11 protein-coding genes and 1 pseudogene are annotated in these 12,952 nt (G+C 71.1%); 6 read left to right on the top strand and 6 right to left on the bottom strand.

All coding sequences use genetic code 11. The features are described 5' to 3' along the window. Positions 1 to 13: 13 nt before the first annotated feature. A complete protein-coding gene (locus tag FBY35_RS33985; RefSeq protein ID WP_142217737.1) occupies positions 14 to 427 on the bottom strand; it encodes a DUF3152 domain-containing protein in 414 nt (137 codons plus the stop codon). 78 nt (positions 428 to 505) lie between these two features. Continuing rightward, positions 506 to 1,684 (bottom strand): acetyl-CoA acetyltransferase, encoded by a 1,179-nt coding sequence (locus tag FBY35_RS33980; RefSeq protein ID WP_142217736.1) that lies wholly within the window; start codon positions 1,682 to 1,684, stop codon positions 506 to 508. Between the two features lie 143 nt (positions 1,685 to 1,827). On the opposite strand from FBY35_RS33980, the gene FBY35_RS33975 reads away from it, so the two are divergent. After that, positions 1,828 to 2,997, top strand: a complete 1,170-nt coding sequence (locus FBY35_RS33975) for an acyl-CoA dehydrogenase family protein (protein ID WP_142217735.1) — start codon at positions 1,828 to 1,830, stop codon at positions 2,995 to 2,997. Positions 2,998 to 3,098: 101 nt separating this feature from the next. Here FBY35_RS33975 and FBY35_RS33970 read toward each other — a convergent pair whose 3' ends face one another. Further along, positions 3,099 to 3,746, bottom strand: coding sequence for a TetR family transcriptional regulator (locus FBY35_RS33970; RefSeq protein WP_142217734.1), 648 nt, complete (start codon positions 3,744 to 3,746; stop codon positions 3,099 to 3,101). Positions 3,747 to 4,042: 296 nt separating this feature from the next. On the opposite strand from FBY35_RS33970, the gene FBY35_RS33965 reads away from it, so the two are divergent. From FBY35_RS33965 to FBY35_RS33950, 4 genes and pseudogenes are all read left to right on the top strand, one after another. Continuing rightward, positions 4,043 to 4,816: a VOC family protein gene (locus FBY35_RS33965; protein WP_142217733.1), complete on the top strand. Its 774-nt coding sequence runs from the start codon at positions 4,043 to 4,045 to the stop codon at positions 4,814 to 4,816. Between the two features lie 267 nt (positions 4,817 to 5,083). Beyond that, positions 5,084 to 7,495 carry a PQQ-binding-like beta-propeller repeat protein gene (locus tag FBY35_RS33960; RefSeq protein WP_186357131.1) on the top strand — a complete coding sequence of 804 codons (2,412 nt, stop codon included), beginning with the start codon at positions 5,084 to 5,086 and terminating at the stop codon, positions 7,493 to 7,495. Between the two features lie 75 nt (positions 7,496 to 7,570). Further along, a pseudogene (locus tag FBY35_RS33955) lies at positions 7,571 to 8,005 on the top strand (hypothetical protein); the annotation flags it as partial. Positions 8,006 to 8,094: 89 nt separating this feature from the next. Then, positions 8,095 to 8,649: a hypothetical protein gene (locus FBY35_RS33950; protein ID WP_399209347.1), complete on the top strand. Its 555-nt coding sequence runs from the start codon at positions 8,095 to 8,097 to the stop codon at positions 8,647 to 8,649. Positions 8,650 to 8,784: 135 nt separating this feature from the next. Here the strand turns inward: FBY35_RS33950 and FBY35_RS33945 are convergent, their stop codons facing one another. The 3 genes from FBY35_RS33945 to FBY35_RS33935 are packed head-to-tail and all read right to left on the bottom strand — an operon-like array spanning position 8,785 to position 11,130. Further along, positions 8,785 to 9,558 (bottom strand): enoyl-CoA hydratase/isomerase family protein, encoded by a 774-nt coding sequence (locus FBY35_RS33945; protein WP_142217731.1) that lies wholly within the window; start codon positions 9,556 to 9,558, stop codon positions 8,785 to 8,787. Further along, positions 9,555 to 9,980 (bottom strand): Zn-ribbon domain-containing OB-fold protein, encoded by a 426-nt coding sequence (locus tag FBY35_RS33940; protein WP_142217730.1) that lies wholly within the window; start codon positions 9,978 to 9,980, stop codon positions 9,555 to 9,557. The genes FBY35_RS33945 and FBY35_RS33940 overlap by 4 nt, the downstream gene beginning before the upstream one ends. 1 nt (position 9,981) lies before the next feature. After that, entirely contained in the window at positions 9,982 to 11,130 is a 1,149-nt protein-coding gene (locus FBY35_RS33935) for a lipid-transfer protein (protein ID WP_142217729.1), read from the bottom strand. A gap of 80 nt (positions 11,131 to 11,210) precedes the next feature. On the opposite strand from FBY35_RS33935, the gene FBY35_RS33930 reads away from it, so the two are divergent. After that, positions 11,211 to 12,776, top strand: coding sequence for a FadD3 family acyl-CoA ligase (locus tag FBY35_RS33930; protein WP_142217728.1), 1,566 nt, complete (start codon positions 11,211 to 11,213; stop codon positions 12,774 to 12,776). Positions 12,777 to 12,952 lie beyond the last annotated feature (176 nt).

The following is a 12,952-nucleotide window of genomic DNA, read 5'->3' as shown; positions in this document are numbered from 1 at the left end:
GGGCCGGGTGGGTTTACGGGACGCTCGGGCCCTCGACGACGCGCCCGTCGGAGTCGTAGGGCCAGGCGTTGCGCGTGCAGCCGTTGAGCCCCTTGATCTGCTGCATCATCACGGGGGCGGGCTTGCCGCGGCCCCCGCAGCCCTGGTGGCCCCGGCCGAGCCGGTGACCGACCTCGTGGTTGACGATCAGCGCGTGGTACATGTCGGGCCGTCCCCGGTAGTACGGGCTGAGCAGCAGCCATCGCTTGAGGTTGACCACGACGTCGTTACCGCCGCTGCAGTTGACTTCGCCGCCGGTGTCCAGGCCGAACGCGGCGCACAGCTTGTCCGTGGTGTCGGCGGAGGCCAGATGAACCTGACTGGGCGCCGGCGTCCGCCCCTCTTCCGTTCTGCCGGGCGCCGTTCGCGTACGCGCACAGCGCCCCACTCGCCAAGAGAAGACGGCGGGAACGGGGAGTCAGTTCGCCCGGCCCCCGGTGAGGCTGTGTCCGGCCGTGGCCCGGCGTCAGTCCCGGCCCAGCACCACCGTTGCGGACGAGCAGAACCAGCCCCCCGTGCCGGACGCCACCGCAAGCCGCGGCGGGGCTCCGTCCCGTCGCCGCACCTGGTGGCCGCCTGCCTCGCCCCGCAACTGCCGTACCGCCTCGACCAGCAGAAACAGCCCGCGCATCCCCGGATGGCAGGCGGAGAGGCCGCCGCCGTCGGTGTTCACCGGCAGCTCACCGCCGGGCCCGATCCGGCCCTTTTCGACAAATGGGCCGCCCTCTCCCTTGGCGCAGAAGCCCAGGTCCTCCAGCGTCACGAGAGTCATATAGGTGAAGGCGTCATAGAGCTCGGCGATGTCGATGTCGGCGGGTGTGACACCCGCGCGCTCGAAGGCGAGGCGTCCGCTCACCGCCGCCGGGGAGACGGTGAAGTCCTCCCACTCCGACATCGTGGTGTGCGAGACGTACTCACCGGTGCCGAGGATCCACACCGGAGCCTTCGCCGTGTCCCGCACGTACTCCTCGGCCGCCAGCAGCACCGCGCAGCCGCCGTCGCTGCGGATGCAGCAGTGCAGTTTGGTGAAGGGGTCCGCGATCATCGGCCCGTCCAGCACCTCGTCGACGGTGACCGGCTCGCGGAACATCGCGTCCGGATTGGCCGCGGCGTTCGCCCGTGCCTGGACGGCCACCGAGGCGAGCTGTTCCAGCGTCGTGCCGTACTGGTGCATATGGCGGCGGGCGGCCATCGCGTACTTGGCGATCAGCGTGTGCCCGTACGGAACCTCGAACTGGAGCGGTCCGCGCGCGCCGTAGGAGAGGTTGGCGGTGCGCCGCCGCGCCGTGATGTCGGCCCGTGCCGTCGATCCGTAGACGAGGAGCACGGCATTGGCGTGACCGGCCGCGATCGCGTCGGCCGCGTGTGCCGCCATGACCTCCCAGGTGGCGCCGCCCACAGCGGTCGAGTCCACCCAGCGCGGTTTCAGGCCCAGGTATTCGGCGACCTCGACCGGGGCGAGGATGCCGAGGCCCGCCGAGCCGAAGCCGTCGATGACGGAGCGTTCGAGTCCTGAGTCGGACAGTGCCCGGCGCGCGGCCTGGGCGTGCAGGGCGTAGGGCGTGGGGCCATCGATACGCCCGCAGTCCGAGAGGGATATGCCGACGATGGCGACCTTGCGCGGAGTTCGCGGGGTGGATGGCATGAATCTGACGGTACATCAGTTAACTCGGGTTGCGTGAATGCGGGCGACCGCCACGGCGCCGGGCGAGGTTTGCTGAACACGCCTCTGTGCATCTGGACCCTCCCGCTCTAACATGACGGGCCGTCAGATACGGAGGGGATCCCATGGACACCGCCTTCACCGCGGAGCAGGACGAGATCCGTCGCACCCTGCGCGAGCTGCTGGCCAAACGGTCGGGCCCGGACGAGGTCAAGGCCGCTGTCCGCACCCCCGCCGGGTACGACCCGCAGCTGTGGGCGCAGCTGTCCGGGCAGCTCGGCCTGCCGGGCCTCGCACTGCCCGCGTCGTACGGAGGCGTGGGCTGCGGCCTGACCGACCTCGCGCTCGCATGCGAGGAGACCGGGCGGGCTCTGCTGCCCTCGCCGCTGCTGGCCACGGCCGGGCTCTGTGCGCCGCTGATCGCCGCACTGGGGACGCCCGAGCAGCGGGGCGAACTGCTGCCCCGTATCGCGGACGGCTCGCTGACCTGCGCATTCGCCGTGCCGGGCGGGGGCCTGGCGCTCGCGCTGGCCCTGAGCGGCGACAACACCTCGGGACAGTGGGCGGGCGGCGGCCGGGCCGGTGGCGTACAGGCGCGGCCCGGGGACGGCGCGACATGGATGCTGTACGGGGAGGCCGGCCAGGTCCTCGACGGGCACAGCGCCGGATTGCTGCTCGTCGCCGCGCACACGGGTGGCTACGCCCGCAGCCGTACCCTCCTCTTCCTGGTCCGGGCGGATGCGGCGGGTCTGGCGCGCACCCGGCAGACCTCACTGGACGAGACACGGCCGCAGGCACGGATCGAACTGCGGGACTGCCCGGCCCGGCTGCTGGGCGAGGACGATGCGGCGGATGTGCCGGAGGCGCTGGCGGCCGTGGGGGCCGGAGCGGCGGCCCTGCTCGCGGCGGAGGCGGTCGGCGCGGCGGCGAGCGCGCTGGACCGGACGGTCGAGCATGTCCGCGCCCGCGAACAGTTCGGCCGGGCGATCGGCTCCTTCCAGGCGGTCAAGCACCGGCTCGCCGACCTGTACGTATGCGTCCAGGCGGCACGCTCGGCGGCGTACTACGCGGCCTGGGACCCGGCGGAGGGCGGGCTGGCGCTGGCCCAGTGCCTTCAGGCGCTGCGGACGGTGACGGGCGAGGCGATCCAGCTGCACGGAGGCATCGGCTTCACCTGGGAACACGAGGCGCATCTCTACTTCAAACGGGCGGCCGCGGACGAGCTCCTGTTCGGCCCGGTCCACCGGCTGCGCGCCCATGCGGCCGAACGGGCGGGACTGTTCGCGACGCGGTGACGGGGTGGGCCGACCGCACATTCGGCGGGGAAAAAGCCGACGGCGGCCCCCATGGCAGGGACCGCCGTCGGTGTGACAGGACTCGGTGCAGGTAGCGGAAGCTACTTCGTCGGCTTCTTGCCCGTGATGCCCAAATGCACCAACAGCGCCAGATTCGGCTTCAGTTCCGCCTGTTTCACACCCCAGGTCGTGAACCCCTTCTGATGCGACGCCACCGCCGCCAGCATCGCCACCAGCGATCCTGCCATCGCCGCCGGGCTGACGTCCTTGTCGACCTTGCCCCTGGACTGCAGGTCCTTCACGGCGTCCGTGAGAGAGTTGGTGACGGAGTTGAGGATCTTCATGCGGATCTTGTAGAACCGCTTGTCCCCCTCCGCGGCCCCCAGGTCCACCACCCGCAGAATCGCGTCGTGGCGTCGCCAGAAGTCGAGGAAGCCCTCGACCAGTTCCTCCGACGTCTGCCAGCCCGCCTTGCCGACCCAGGAGCGGCCGGAGACGAGTTCGGTCAACCCGGCGCCCTCCTTGGCCATTTCCTCGGCGATCTCGAGGACCGCGCCCTCGACGTCGGGGAAGTACTGGTAGAAGGTCGCGGGGGACGTGCCCGCCTTCCGGGCCACGTCGATGACTTTGACGTCCCGGTACGGCGAGGAGCTGAGCATCTCGCTGAGGCAGTCGAGCAGCTTCTGCCGCGTCGCCTGTCCGCGTCGTCCGGCCACGCGGCCGTCGACGGTGCGTACTTGTCCTGTCATGCCGTCAGCTTACCGAGGGGTGATCGGCGCGCGATTCGGCCGACTGCAAATGGGGTGCACCAATAGTCTTATCAACAGCCTGTGGACAACTTCGGTGGACAACTCAACAATTCCGGGCCCCGTTCATGCCGCATTGTCGGCACGCAGTCGCGTAATGAGGCAAATGTTCGATTTGATTCCCTGCGGCCCGCGGCGGGCGCCGTTAACTTGAGTGTGACGGGTGCCACACCCGCCTCCCCCTGCGGCCCGGCGGCCGTGGGAGGTACCCCATCCCGCACAGGGAAGGAACCAGGTCCATGGCCGCATTCCCAGAGGGCACGCCGTGCTGGGTGGACGCAGCGCTCCCCGATGTCGAGGCGGGCAAGCGCTTCTACGGTGAGCTGTTCGGCTGGACATTCGGCGAAGGCGAAGGCCCGCAGGCCGACGCCTTCAGTGACGGGAAGCTCGTCGCGGCCCTCGTGCCCAAGACCGACGGCCGGATGCCCACCGTCTGGGGGGTCTACTTCGCCACCGTGGACGCGGGCACACTGGGCCGGAAGATCAGCGACGCCGGCGGCCAGGTGATCAGCGACCGTCAGCCGGTCGGGACATCCGGTACGGCCAGCATCGCCGCGGACCCCGGCGGGGCGGTCTTCGGGCTCTGGCAGGCGGGTGACAGGGACGGCTTCGAGAAGCAGGGTGAGCCCGGCTCCTTCTGCTGGGCCGAGGTGTACACCCGGGACCCGGAGCACGTCGATCCGTTCTACGAGTCGGTCTTCGGCTTCCAGGGGACGGACCTGCCCGACTCCTCCGTCGACTTCCGTATGTGGTCGCCCGCCGGTGCCGAGCCCGGCGAGGACACCGCGATCGGCGGCCGCAGCGTGATCACCGACGCCTTCCCGGCCGAGATGCCCGGCCACTTCCTCGTCTACTTCTGCGTCGAGGACTGCGACGACTCCGCCGCGGCCGTCACCCGCCTCGGCGGGCGCGTGCAGGCCCCGCCCTTCGACATTCCCTACGGGCGCATCGCCGTGTTCTCCGACGACCAGGGCGCGACATTCGCCGTACTCGCCGAACCGAAGGCCGCCTGAAGGCAGCCTCGCGTCCCGCCCGCGCGGCTGAACCGTCGCAGGCCCGATGCAGGCCCGATGCAGGGCGGATGTCGGCTGCATGCAGGGACGAGCCGTGCCCGAATCCGGGTGAGACACCCCGATCCGCCCCCGGGTTCGCAACCGCCGCCTTCGACAGGAAGAATCAGGGTGCGCACCGCTGAGGGCTCGGTGGTGAGACGCTGCACGGGGCTGTAGGTGACGGGCTCCATTCTTATGGGGCCCGTACGGGGAGGTGGCAGGCAAGTGATGGAGCAGCTGACGCAGCATGACCCGAGACGGATCGGTCCGTTCGAGGTGCTGGGCCGGCTCGGTGCCGGCGGCATGGGACTGGTGTATCTCGCCCGTTCCGCGTCCGGTCGCCGGGTGGCGATCAAGACGGTGCGTACCGAACTCGCCGAGGACCAGCTGTTCCGCGTCCGCTTCACCCGGGAGGTGGAGGCGGCGCGGGCCGTCAGCGGTTTCTACACGGCAGCCGTCGTGGACGCCGATCCACGGGCAGCCGTGCCCTGGCTGGCCACCGCGTATGTGCCTGCCCCCTCCCTCGAAGAAATAGTGAATGAGTGCGGGCCGATGCCGGCCCAGGCGGTCCGCTGGCTCGCGGCCGGGATCGCCGAGGCGCTGCAGTCCATCCACGGCGCGGGCCTCGTCCACCGCGACCTCAAGCCCTCGAACGTCCTCGTCGTGGAGGACGGGCCGCGCGTCATCGACTTCGGTATCGCGTCCGGTGTCTCCAACACCCGGCTGACCATGACCAATGTCGCCGTGGGCACACCTGCGTACATGTCACCCGAGCAGGCGCGCGACTCCCGCAGCGTGACCGGCGCGAGCGATGTGTTCTCGCTCGGCTCCACGCTCGTCTTCGCGGCGACCGGGCATGCACCCTTCCACGGCGCGAACCCCGTAGAGACCGTCTTCATGCTGCTGCGCGAGGGCCCGGACCTGGAAGGCCTGCCCGGCGAACTCCGGCCGTTGATCGAGTCCTGTATGCAGATGGATGCCGGACTGCGGCCCACGCCCGAGGATCTTCAGGCCCAGCTCGCCCCCCATCTCTTCTCCTCCGGCAGCGACGACAGCGGGACCGCGTCCGCGTGGCTGCCCCTGCGGGCCACCACGATGATCGAGCGCCGCCGCGGCGGACGGCCCACACCCCCGGCCCCCGCCCAGCGCCCTGCCGAGCCCGCCCCGCCGGCCCCCCAGGCGCCGCCGCCCCGTCAGGGCGCCGACTGGGACTCCGCCTGGCGCGGCAGCGACCCGCGTACCGGACAGGCGCCGCCCGCCGCGGTGGCCGCGGCCGCCGGACCGGTGCGGCTGCCCGGCTCCAAGGTCCCGATCGGCCCCGGCCCCCGGGTCGCCGACGCGGGCCGCGGTGCGGTCGCCGAGGCCGGTCCCGCGACGGGCTGGGTCCGCCCGCCCACGGCGCTGAACGGCGCCGAGGCCGCCACCAGCGCCGTCCCCGCACCCGCACCGGCGCCCGACCGGGCCCCGGCCGGGCGCCCCTCCGCATCCCCGGACGGTGGCGCCGGACACTGGCGGCCCTGGCGTTTCAGGATGTCGAACGACGTCTGGGGCACGCCCGTGGTGTCCGGAGGTCTGCTGTACGTCACCTCCTTCGAGGTGCACGCGCTGGATGTGGGCAGCGGCCGCCGCCAGTTCAAGACCAAGGACGTGGCCTGGGCGATGGCCGTCGCCGGGGGGCGTATCCACGCCTCCGACGGCCCCTCGTTGTACGCACTCGACGCCGCGAGCGGCCAGGAACGCTGGCGGCTCCAGACGGATGCGTGGGTGTACTCCCTCAAGGTCGACCGCGGCACGGTCCTCACCGGGACGCGCGGCGGCGGCGTACAGGCATGGGAGGCATCCAACGGTGAGAAGTTGTGGGAGATCACCGGAGCGCAGACCGACTTCGAGACCCCTGAGGCCGGGCCCGCGATCGTCGGCGACACGGTGTACGTGTGGCAGGACGCGAGGCTGCGCGCGCTGGAGGCCCGTACGGGCGTCGAGCGCTGGTCCTACCCCATCGGCGACGCGGCGTCCTGCGGCAGTGTGCCGGTCCGCGTGCATTCCGCCTCCGACGGCTATGTCTATGTGGCCGCCGGCACCCGAGTCCTCGCCATCGACATCACAGGCGGGCTTGTGCGCTGGCACTTCGAGGCTCCCGCGGTCTTCCTCTCGCCGCCGGTCTTCGCACCCGGCCCGGCGGTGACGGGCGGCGGCGTGTATCTCGCCGACTACCTCGGCACGGTGTACGCCCTGGACGCCACCACCGGCAAGGACCGCTGGCGCATCGCCACCGAATCGCGCCAGTCCAGCGAGCCGGTCCTGGTCGCGGGCGGCAATATCCATGTCGGCAGCGGCAGTGCGCTCTACACCCTGGACGCCGTCACGGGCACCCCCATGTGGCGCTTCGCCGCGGGCGGCGAGGTCATCGGCGCACCGGTCGTCGCGGACGGCCGCGTCCACTTCGGCTCCGCGGACCATGTGCTCTACACCCTCGACGCGAGCGGCGGCCAGCTGCGATGGAAGCTGGCGACGGGCGGCGAGATCACCGGCTCCCCGGTGGCGCAGAGCGGTGTCGTGTACGCGTGCAGCAAGGACCGCTGTGTGTACGCGCTGGACGCGGTCAAGGGCACGGCGACCGGCCGGGGGGCGCCGGGATGACGGGGAGGGCCCCGATGGCGACGGGCACGGTCCGGGCGTAGCGTCGTGACCGAGAGCGGCGCAGGGAGGCCGGTGATGATGCGCAACGTCATCGGCTCGGTCCTCGCCCTCATTGGAGCGACGGCCGCCGTATGGAGCCCCTTCCGTGACTGGTACGACGGCCGTCACGGCCGCTACTACCGCATCCAGGACCTGTTCAACGGCATCACGGACGTCAAGGCCGATCTGCAGGTCTCGATCCTGCTGCCCTTCGCCTTCGCGGCCCTGGTGACCCTGATCGGCCTCGTCCTGCGCTCGCGGCTGCTGGTCGCGCTCTCGGGGGTGATCGTGCTCGGCTTCACGGTCCTGTGGATGGTCCGCCAGGGACAGGCGGCGGGCAGCCTGACTCTCGGAGGCGAGGGAGGCGGTCTCGGTGACGGGGTCGCATGCGCGGTGGGCGGCGGCGTACTGCTGCTGGTGGCCGCGGTGGTGATGAGCGGCCGCACGGACCCGGAGCGGGACACCGAGCCGCCGACCCTCCGGTGATTCGCGACTGCTACGGTGTCGCGCGCTGTCGTCAGGTACGTCAAGTGCCGCAGCACCGGGGGAAGGTGGCCATTGTGCGCCGGCATGCAAAGCTCGCGGCCGTACTCGTCGTCGTGATGCTTGCCCTGACGGGCTTCTCGAACTCGCACACGACCGGCAAGGGCGGTAAGGGCGGCAAGAGCAGGTCGAAGAGCGGCGGGGGTGGCGGGGGCGGCTGCTCGAACTCGAAGAAGTCGAACGGCGGTTACCACGACTACGACGATGACGACTACGGCTCGTCCGGATCGTCGGTCTCCTCCGGCTCGGACTCGTACACCGGCGCACCCACGCCGACGGACTCGGCCACCGCCGCGGCGCGCGCCTATGTCGTCGACTGTGTGAACAAGGCCCGCGGCAAGCGCAAGGCCGACACGTCCGCCACGGTGAAGGTCGTCGCGGAGGCAGGCGCTTCACACCGGTACGAGGTGGACGTGGTGTTCCTGAACGCCGGGGGCGATGTCGTCGACCGCGGATACACCGACGTCACGCTGGACGGCGGGGAGACCCGGACGGTGCAGGTCAGGATGCAGAGCCCCACGTCGGTGGCGCGGGTGAGCAAGTGCGAGGCGCAGGCGCGGAGCGACGACTGAGGGCTTGAAGGCGCGTCAGGGCCACGCCTTCAGCCCGGAGGGCGGGGGCTGTATCGATGTGCGGCTGGGCTGGGCCCTGTCCGGTCGATCTTGCCGGGCTCGCGTGGGCCCGCGGCAGGCGCCCCCCCGCCCGGGCTACCGCAACCGGTACCCGCCCCGCCCCCGCCCCTGGAACAGCTCCGCCTGCCCCTCTGCCGCCAGATTCCCCAGAGCGATCAGGTGCGGCGCATGGGCCACCGCCTGTCCCCGCGCCCCCTCCCGGGCCGCCCACACAGCCCGTACCGTCCCCTGCACCGCCCCCGTGGGGTACGACGCGATGATCCGGGCGCATCCCAGCGCCGCGTCCAACGCCCCACCCGGCTCCGTGAGTTCGGACACCAGCCCCGTCTCGTACGCCCGCCGCGCCGACGTCCGTTCCGCCGTCCCCATCAGCGCTGTCCGCGCCACTTCGCCGTACGGCATGCGCTGTGCCAGATAGATCGTTTCGTACGCGCTGACCATGCCGTATGTCGTATGCGGATCGAAGAATGTGGCTTCCCGCGAGGCCACCACGAACTCGCTCTCGCCGAGCAGATAGAAAGCCCCGCCGCACGCCATCCCCTCCACCGCCGCGATCACCGGCTTCCACAGGTCGTTCGCCTTCGGGCCGATCGCGATCAGCGGATCGTCGATCGAGTACGGGGACGAGGGCTGCCGCACGTCCACCGAGCGGTCGATGCCGGTGCAGAAGGCCTTGTCGCCCGCGCCCGTCACCACCACCGCCCGCACGGTGTCGTCGAAGCGGAACTCCCGCCACACAGAGGCCAGTTCCCCAGCCATTCCCAGATCGATCGCGTTGTGCTTCTCGGGCCGGTCCAGCGTGACGCAGGCGACGCCCGTCTCCTTCTCGGTCTCGACACGGACGCTCATGCCCGCTCCAGGAGCCAGCGCGGCACGGTGATGCCGTCGAGTCGCGTGAACGCCACCTTCACCCCGGCGCCGATCCGCAGCCCCGCCGGGTCGACGGAGTCGAGCGGGGCATCCGGCGCCGCGACCACATTGCCCACCAGCCGGATCCGGGGCGCGTCCAGGAGTTCGACGACGACCGCGTTGTACGGAGCCACGGCCGCGTACGCGGGCAGCAGCGGCGGGTGGGGGACGACATAGGACCAGATCCGGCCGCGCCCGCTCATCCTGCGCCACTGGCTGTCGAAGGACCCGCAGTGCGGACAGCAGGGCCGCGGCGGGAAGCGCAGCTCACCGCAGGCAGCGCAGTTCTGGATGCGCAGCTCGCCCTGCGCGGCGTACTCCCAGAACGGCGCGCCGTCCTCGTCGAGGACCGGTGTGAGCATCTCAACTCCTCAGCAGAACGGCCGACGTGGGAACTCCCTCGCCCGCTGTGACCAGGCAGGTAGCGGCGTCGGGGACCTGTGCGGTGGACGTGCCGCGCAGTTGCTTCACACCCTCGTTGATGAGGTTGAAGCCGTGGACATACGCCTCGGAGAGTCCGCCGCCGCCGGTGTTGAGCGGGAGGCGGCCCCCGATCTCCAGGGCGCCGCCCTCGGTGAACGCCGCGCCCTCACCCCTGCCGCAGAAGCCGTAGCCCTCCAGGGAGAGCGGTATGAGCGGGGTGAACGCGTCGTATATCTGGGCGACGTCCACGTCCTGCGGGCCGAAGTCGGCGGTCTTCCACAGCCGGCGGGCGGCCGTCCAGGCGGGTCCCGTGAGCGGGTCGTCGTTCCAGTAGTTGACCATTCCGTGGTGCTGGGAGGGCAGGCCCTGGGCGGCGGAGTGGACGTAGACCGGCCGGTGCCGGCAGTCGCGGGCGCGCTCGGCGCTGACGACGACGCAGGCCAGCGCGCCGTCGGTCTCCAGGCAGTTGTCGAAGAGGCAGAGCGGCTCGCTGATCCAGCGCGAGGTCATATACATGTCGCGCGTCAGGGGCCGTTCGTACATCACGGCGGCGGGGTTCTGGTTGGCCCGGTTGCGGCAGGCGAGGGCGACATTGAAGAGGTGGTCGCGGGTGGCGCCGTACTCGTGCATATAGCGCCGCGCGAGCATGCCGATCTCGTCCGCGGGGCGCAGCAGCCCGAAGGGCCGGGTCCACTGCGCGGGGGTGGGTAGCTGGACTGCGGTGTTCTTCCAGGGTCGGGGTCCCGAGCCCCTCTTCCGGGACCGCCAGGCGACCCCCACGCTCGCCTGTCCGGTCGCGACGGCCCCGGCGAGATGGGCGACGGTGGCGCACGAACCGCCGCCGCCGTAGCCGGCCTTGGAGAAGAAGGTCACGTCACCCGCGCCGACGGACTTCGCGATCTCGACCTCGTCCGTCTCCTCCATGGTGTACGAGGCAAAGCCGTCGACCTCCGACGGGGCGATCCCCGCGTCGTCGAGCGCGGCCAGGATGGCCCGGCAGGCCAGGGTCTTCTCGGATTCGGGGAGTTGTTTCGCGAAGGCCGTCTGTCCGATTCCGGCTATCGCGGCTGCGTCCTTGAGGCTCGCCATGAGGGGGAGGGTACAGCTAATCTGACGGGTAGTCAGCTATTAGTCGGCTACCGAGCGGGACTGCGGCGGAAGGGCTTGCGATGCGCGGCGACCTGGAGTGGGGCACCATCCCGAGGCTGGTACGGAGCGCTGCCGGACGGTACGCGGACCGGGAGGCCGTCGTCGAGGGCCGCACCCGCGTCTCGTACGCCGAACTGGGCGAGCGCGTCGAACGCGCCGCCGCCGCGTGTATGGCGGCAGGTGTGCGGCCCGGCGACCGGATCGCCATCTGGGCTCCCAACACCCTCGACTGGATCGTCTCGGCACTCGGCGCGGTGACGGCCGGGGCGGTACTGGTACCGCTGAACACCCGCTTCAAGGGCACGGAAGCCGCGTACGTCCTCCAACGCTGCCGCGCCAGACTGCTCTTCGTCACCGGCACCTTCCTCGGCACCTCGTACGTCGCGTCCCTGCGGCGCGCGGAGGTGGACCTGCCCGATCTGGAGCAGGTGGTGGTCCTCGCCGACAGCGCCCCCGAGGACTACCGCACCTGGAAGGACTTCCTGGCGGGCGGCGACGGCGTCACGGCGGCGGACGTACGCACCCGGGCCGACTCGATCCGGTCCTCGGCCCCCTCCGACATCATCTACACCTCGGGCACCACCGGCCGCCCCAAAGGGGCCGTCATCACCCACGCGCAGACCCTGCGCTGCTATGACGTGTGGAGCGAGCTCGCCGGGTTGCGGGAAGGCGACCGCTATCTGATCGTGAACCCCTTCTTCCACACCTTCGGCTACAAGGCGGGCATCATCGCCTGCCTCACGCGCGGCGCGACGATGGTGCCGCAGCCCGTCTTCAACGTCGACACCGTGCTGGCCAACATCGCATCCGAGCGCATCTCGGTCCTGCCGGGCCCGCCGACGCTGCACCAGTCCCTGCTCGACCATCCGGCGCGCGACCAGCACGATCTGACCGCGCTCCGGCTCGTCGTCACCGGCGCGGCGGTGGTGCCGCTCCAGCTGGTCGAGCGACTGCGCACCGAACTCCACATCGACACCGTCCTGACGGCGTACGGGCTCTCCGAGGCGAGCGGCATCGTCACCATGTGCCGCCGCGGCGACGCCCCAGAGACGATCGCGATCACCTCGGGCCGCGCGATCCCCGGCACGGAGGTTCGCGTGGCGGCGGCGGGCGGCGAGCCCGGTGAGGTGCTGGTGCGCGGGCACAACGTGATGCAGGGCTACTTCGAGGACCCGGAAGAGACCGCGAGGGCGATCACGGAGGACGGCTGGCTCAGGACGGGGGACGTGGGGGTGCTGGACGAGGGCGGCAACCTCCGGATCACCGACCGGATCAAGGACATGTTCATCGTCGGCGGCTTCAACGCTTACCCGGCGGAGATCGAGCAACTGCTCGGCCTGCACCCGGACATCGCGGACATCGCGGTGATCGGCATACCGGACGCCCGGCTGGGCGAGGTGGGCAAGGCGTACGCGGTACGGCGCGCGGGGTCGACGCTGACGGCGGACGATCTGATCGCGTGGTCGCGGCGGGAGATGGCGAATTACAAGGTGCCGAGGGAGGTGGAGTTCGTGGGGGATCTGCCGCGGAATGCGAGCGGGAAGGTCTTGAAGGGCGAGCTCCGGGCGCGGGCGGGGGTGGCGTGACGCCTGCGGCGGGCCCACGCGACGGAGCCGCACATCGATACAGCCCCACCCCGCCTCCCCCTACGGCCTGGCGGCCGTGGGAGGTACCCCCAACCCGAACTGGGGAACGCCCCAGACCCCTGCGACCGCTTCGCGGCGCGAACCGGGAGCTCCGCCCCCAAGCCCCCGTACGCCGT

Origin of the sequence: Streptomyces sp. SLBN-118, assembly GCF_006715635.1 — a bacterium.
Taxonomy (GTDB): domain Bacteria; phylum Actinomycetota; class Actinomycetes; order Streptomycetales; family Streptomycetaceae; genus Streptomyces.
The sequence above is the reverse complement of the archived record's forward strand: the minus strand, read 5'-3'. Positions and strand labels throughout refer to the sequence as shown.

What these genes read in the sequence shown, in the direction of transcription:
- FBY35_RS33980 (WP_142217736.1), bottom strand. Translation starts at nt 1,684, where the DNA reads ATGCCATCCACCCCGCGAACTCCGCGCAAGGTCGCCATCGTCGGCATA.
- FBY35_RS33975 (WP_142217735.1), top strand. Translation starts at nt 1,828, where the DNA reads ATGGACACCGCCTTCACCGCGGAGCAGGACGAGATCCGTCGCACCCTG.
- FBY35_RS33970 (WP_142217734.1), bottom strand. Translation starts at nt 3,746, where the DNA reads ATGACAGGACAAGTACGCACCGTCGACGGCCGCGTGGCCGGACGACGC.
- FBY35_RS33965 (WP_142217733.1), top strand. Translation starts at nt 4,043, where the DNA reads ATGGCCGCATTCCCAGAGGGCACGCCGTGCTGGGTGGACGCAGCGCTC.
- FBY35_RS33960 (WP_186357131.1), top strand. Translation starts at nt 5,084, where the DNA reads ATGGAGCAGCTGACGCAGCATGACCCGAGACGGATCGGTCCGTTCGAG.
- FBY35_RS33945 (WP_142217731.1), bottom strand. Translation starts at nt 9,558, where the DNA reads ATGAGCGTCCGTGTCGAGACCGAGAAGGAGACGGGCGTCGCCTGCGTC.
- FBY35_RS33940 (WP_142217730.1), bottom strand. Translation starts at nt 9,980, where the DNA reads ATGCTCACACCGGTCCTCGACGAGGACGGCGCGCCGTTCTGGGAGTAC.
- FBY35_RS33935 (WP_142217729.1), bottom strand. Translation starts at nt 11,130, where the DNA reads ATGGCGAGCCTCAAGGACGCAGCCGCGATAGCCGGAATCGGACAGACG.
- FBY35_RS33930 (WP_142217728.1), top strand. Translation starts at nt 11,211, where the DNA reads ATGCGCGGCGACCTGGAGTGGGGCACCATCCCGAGGCTGGTACGGAGC.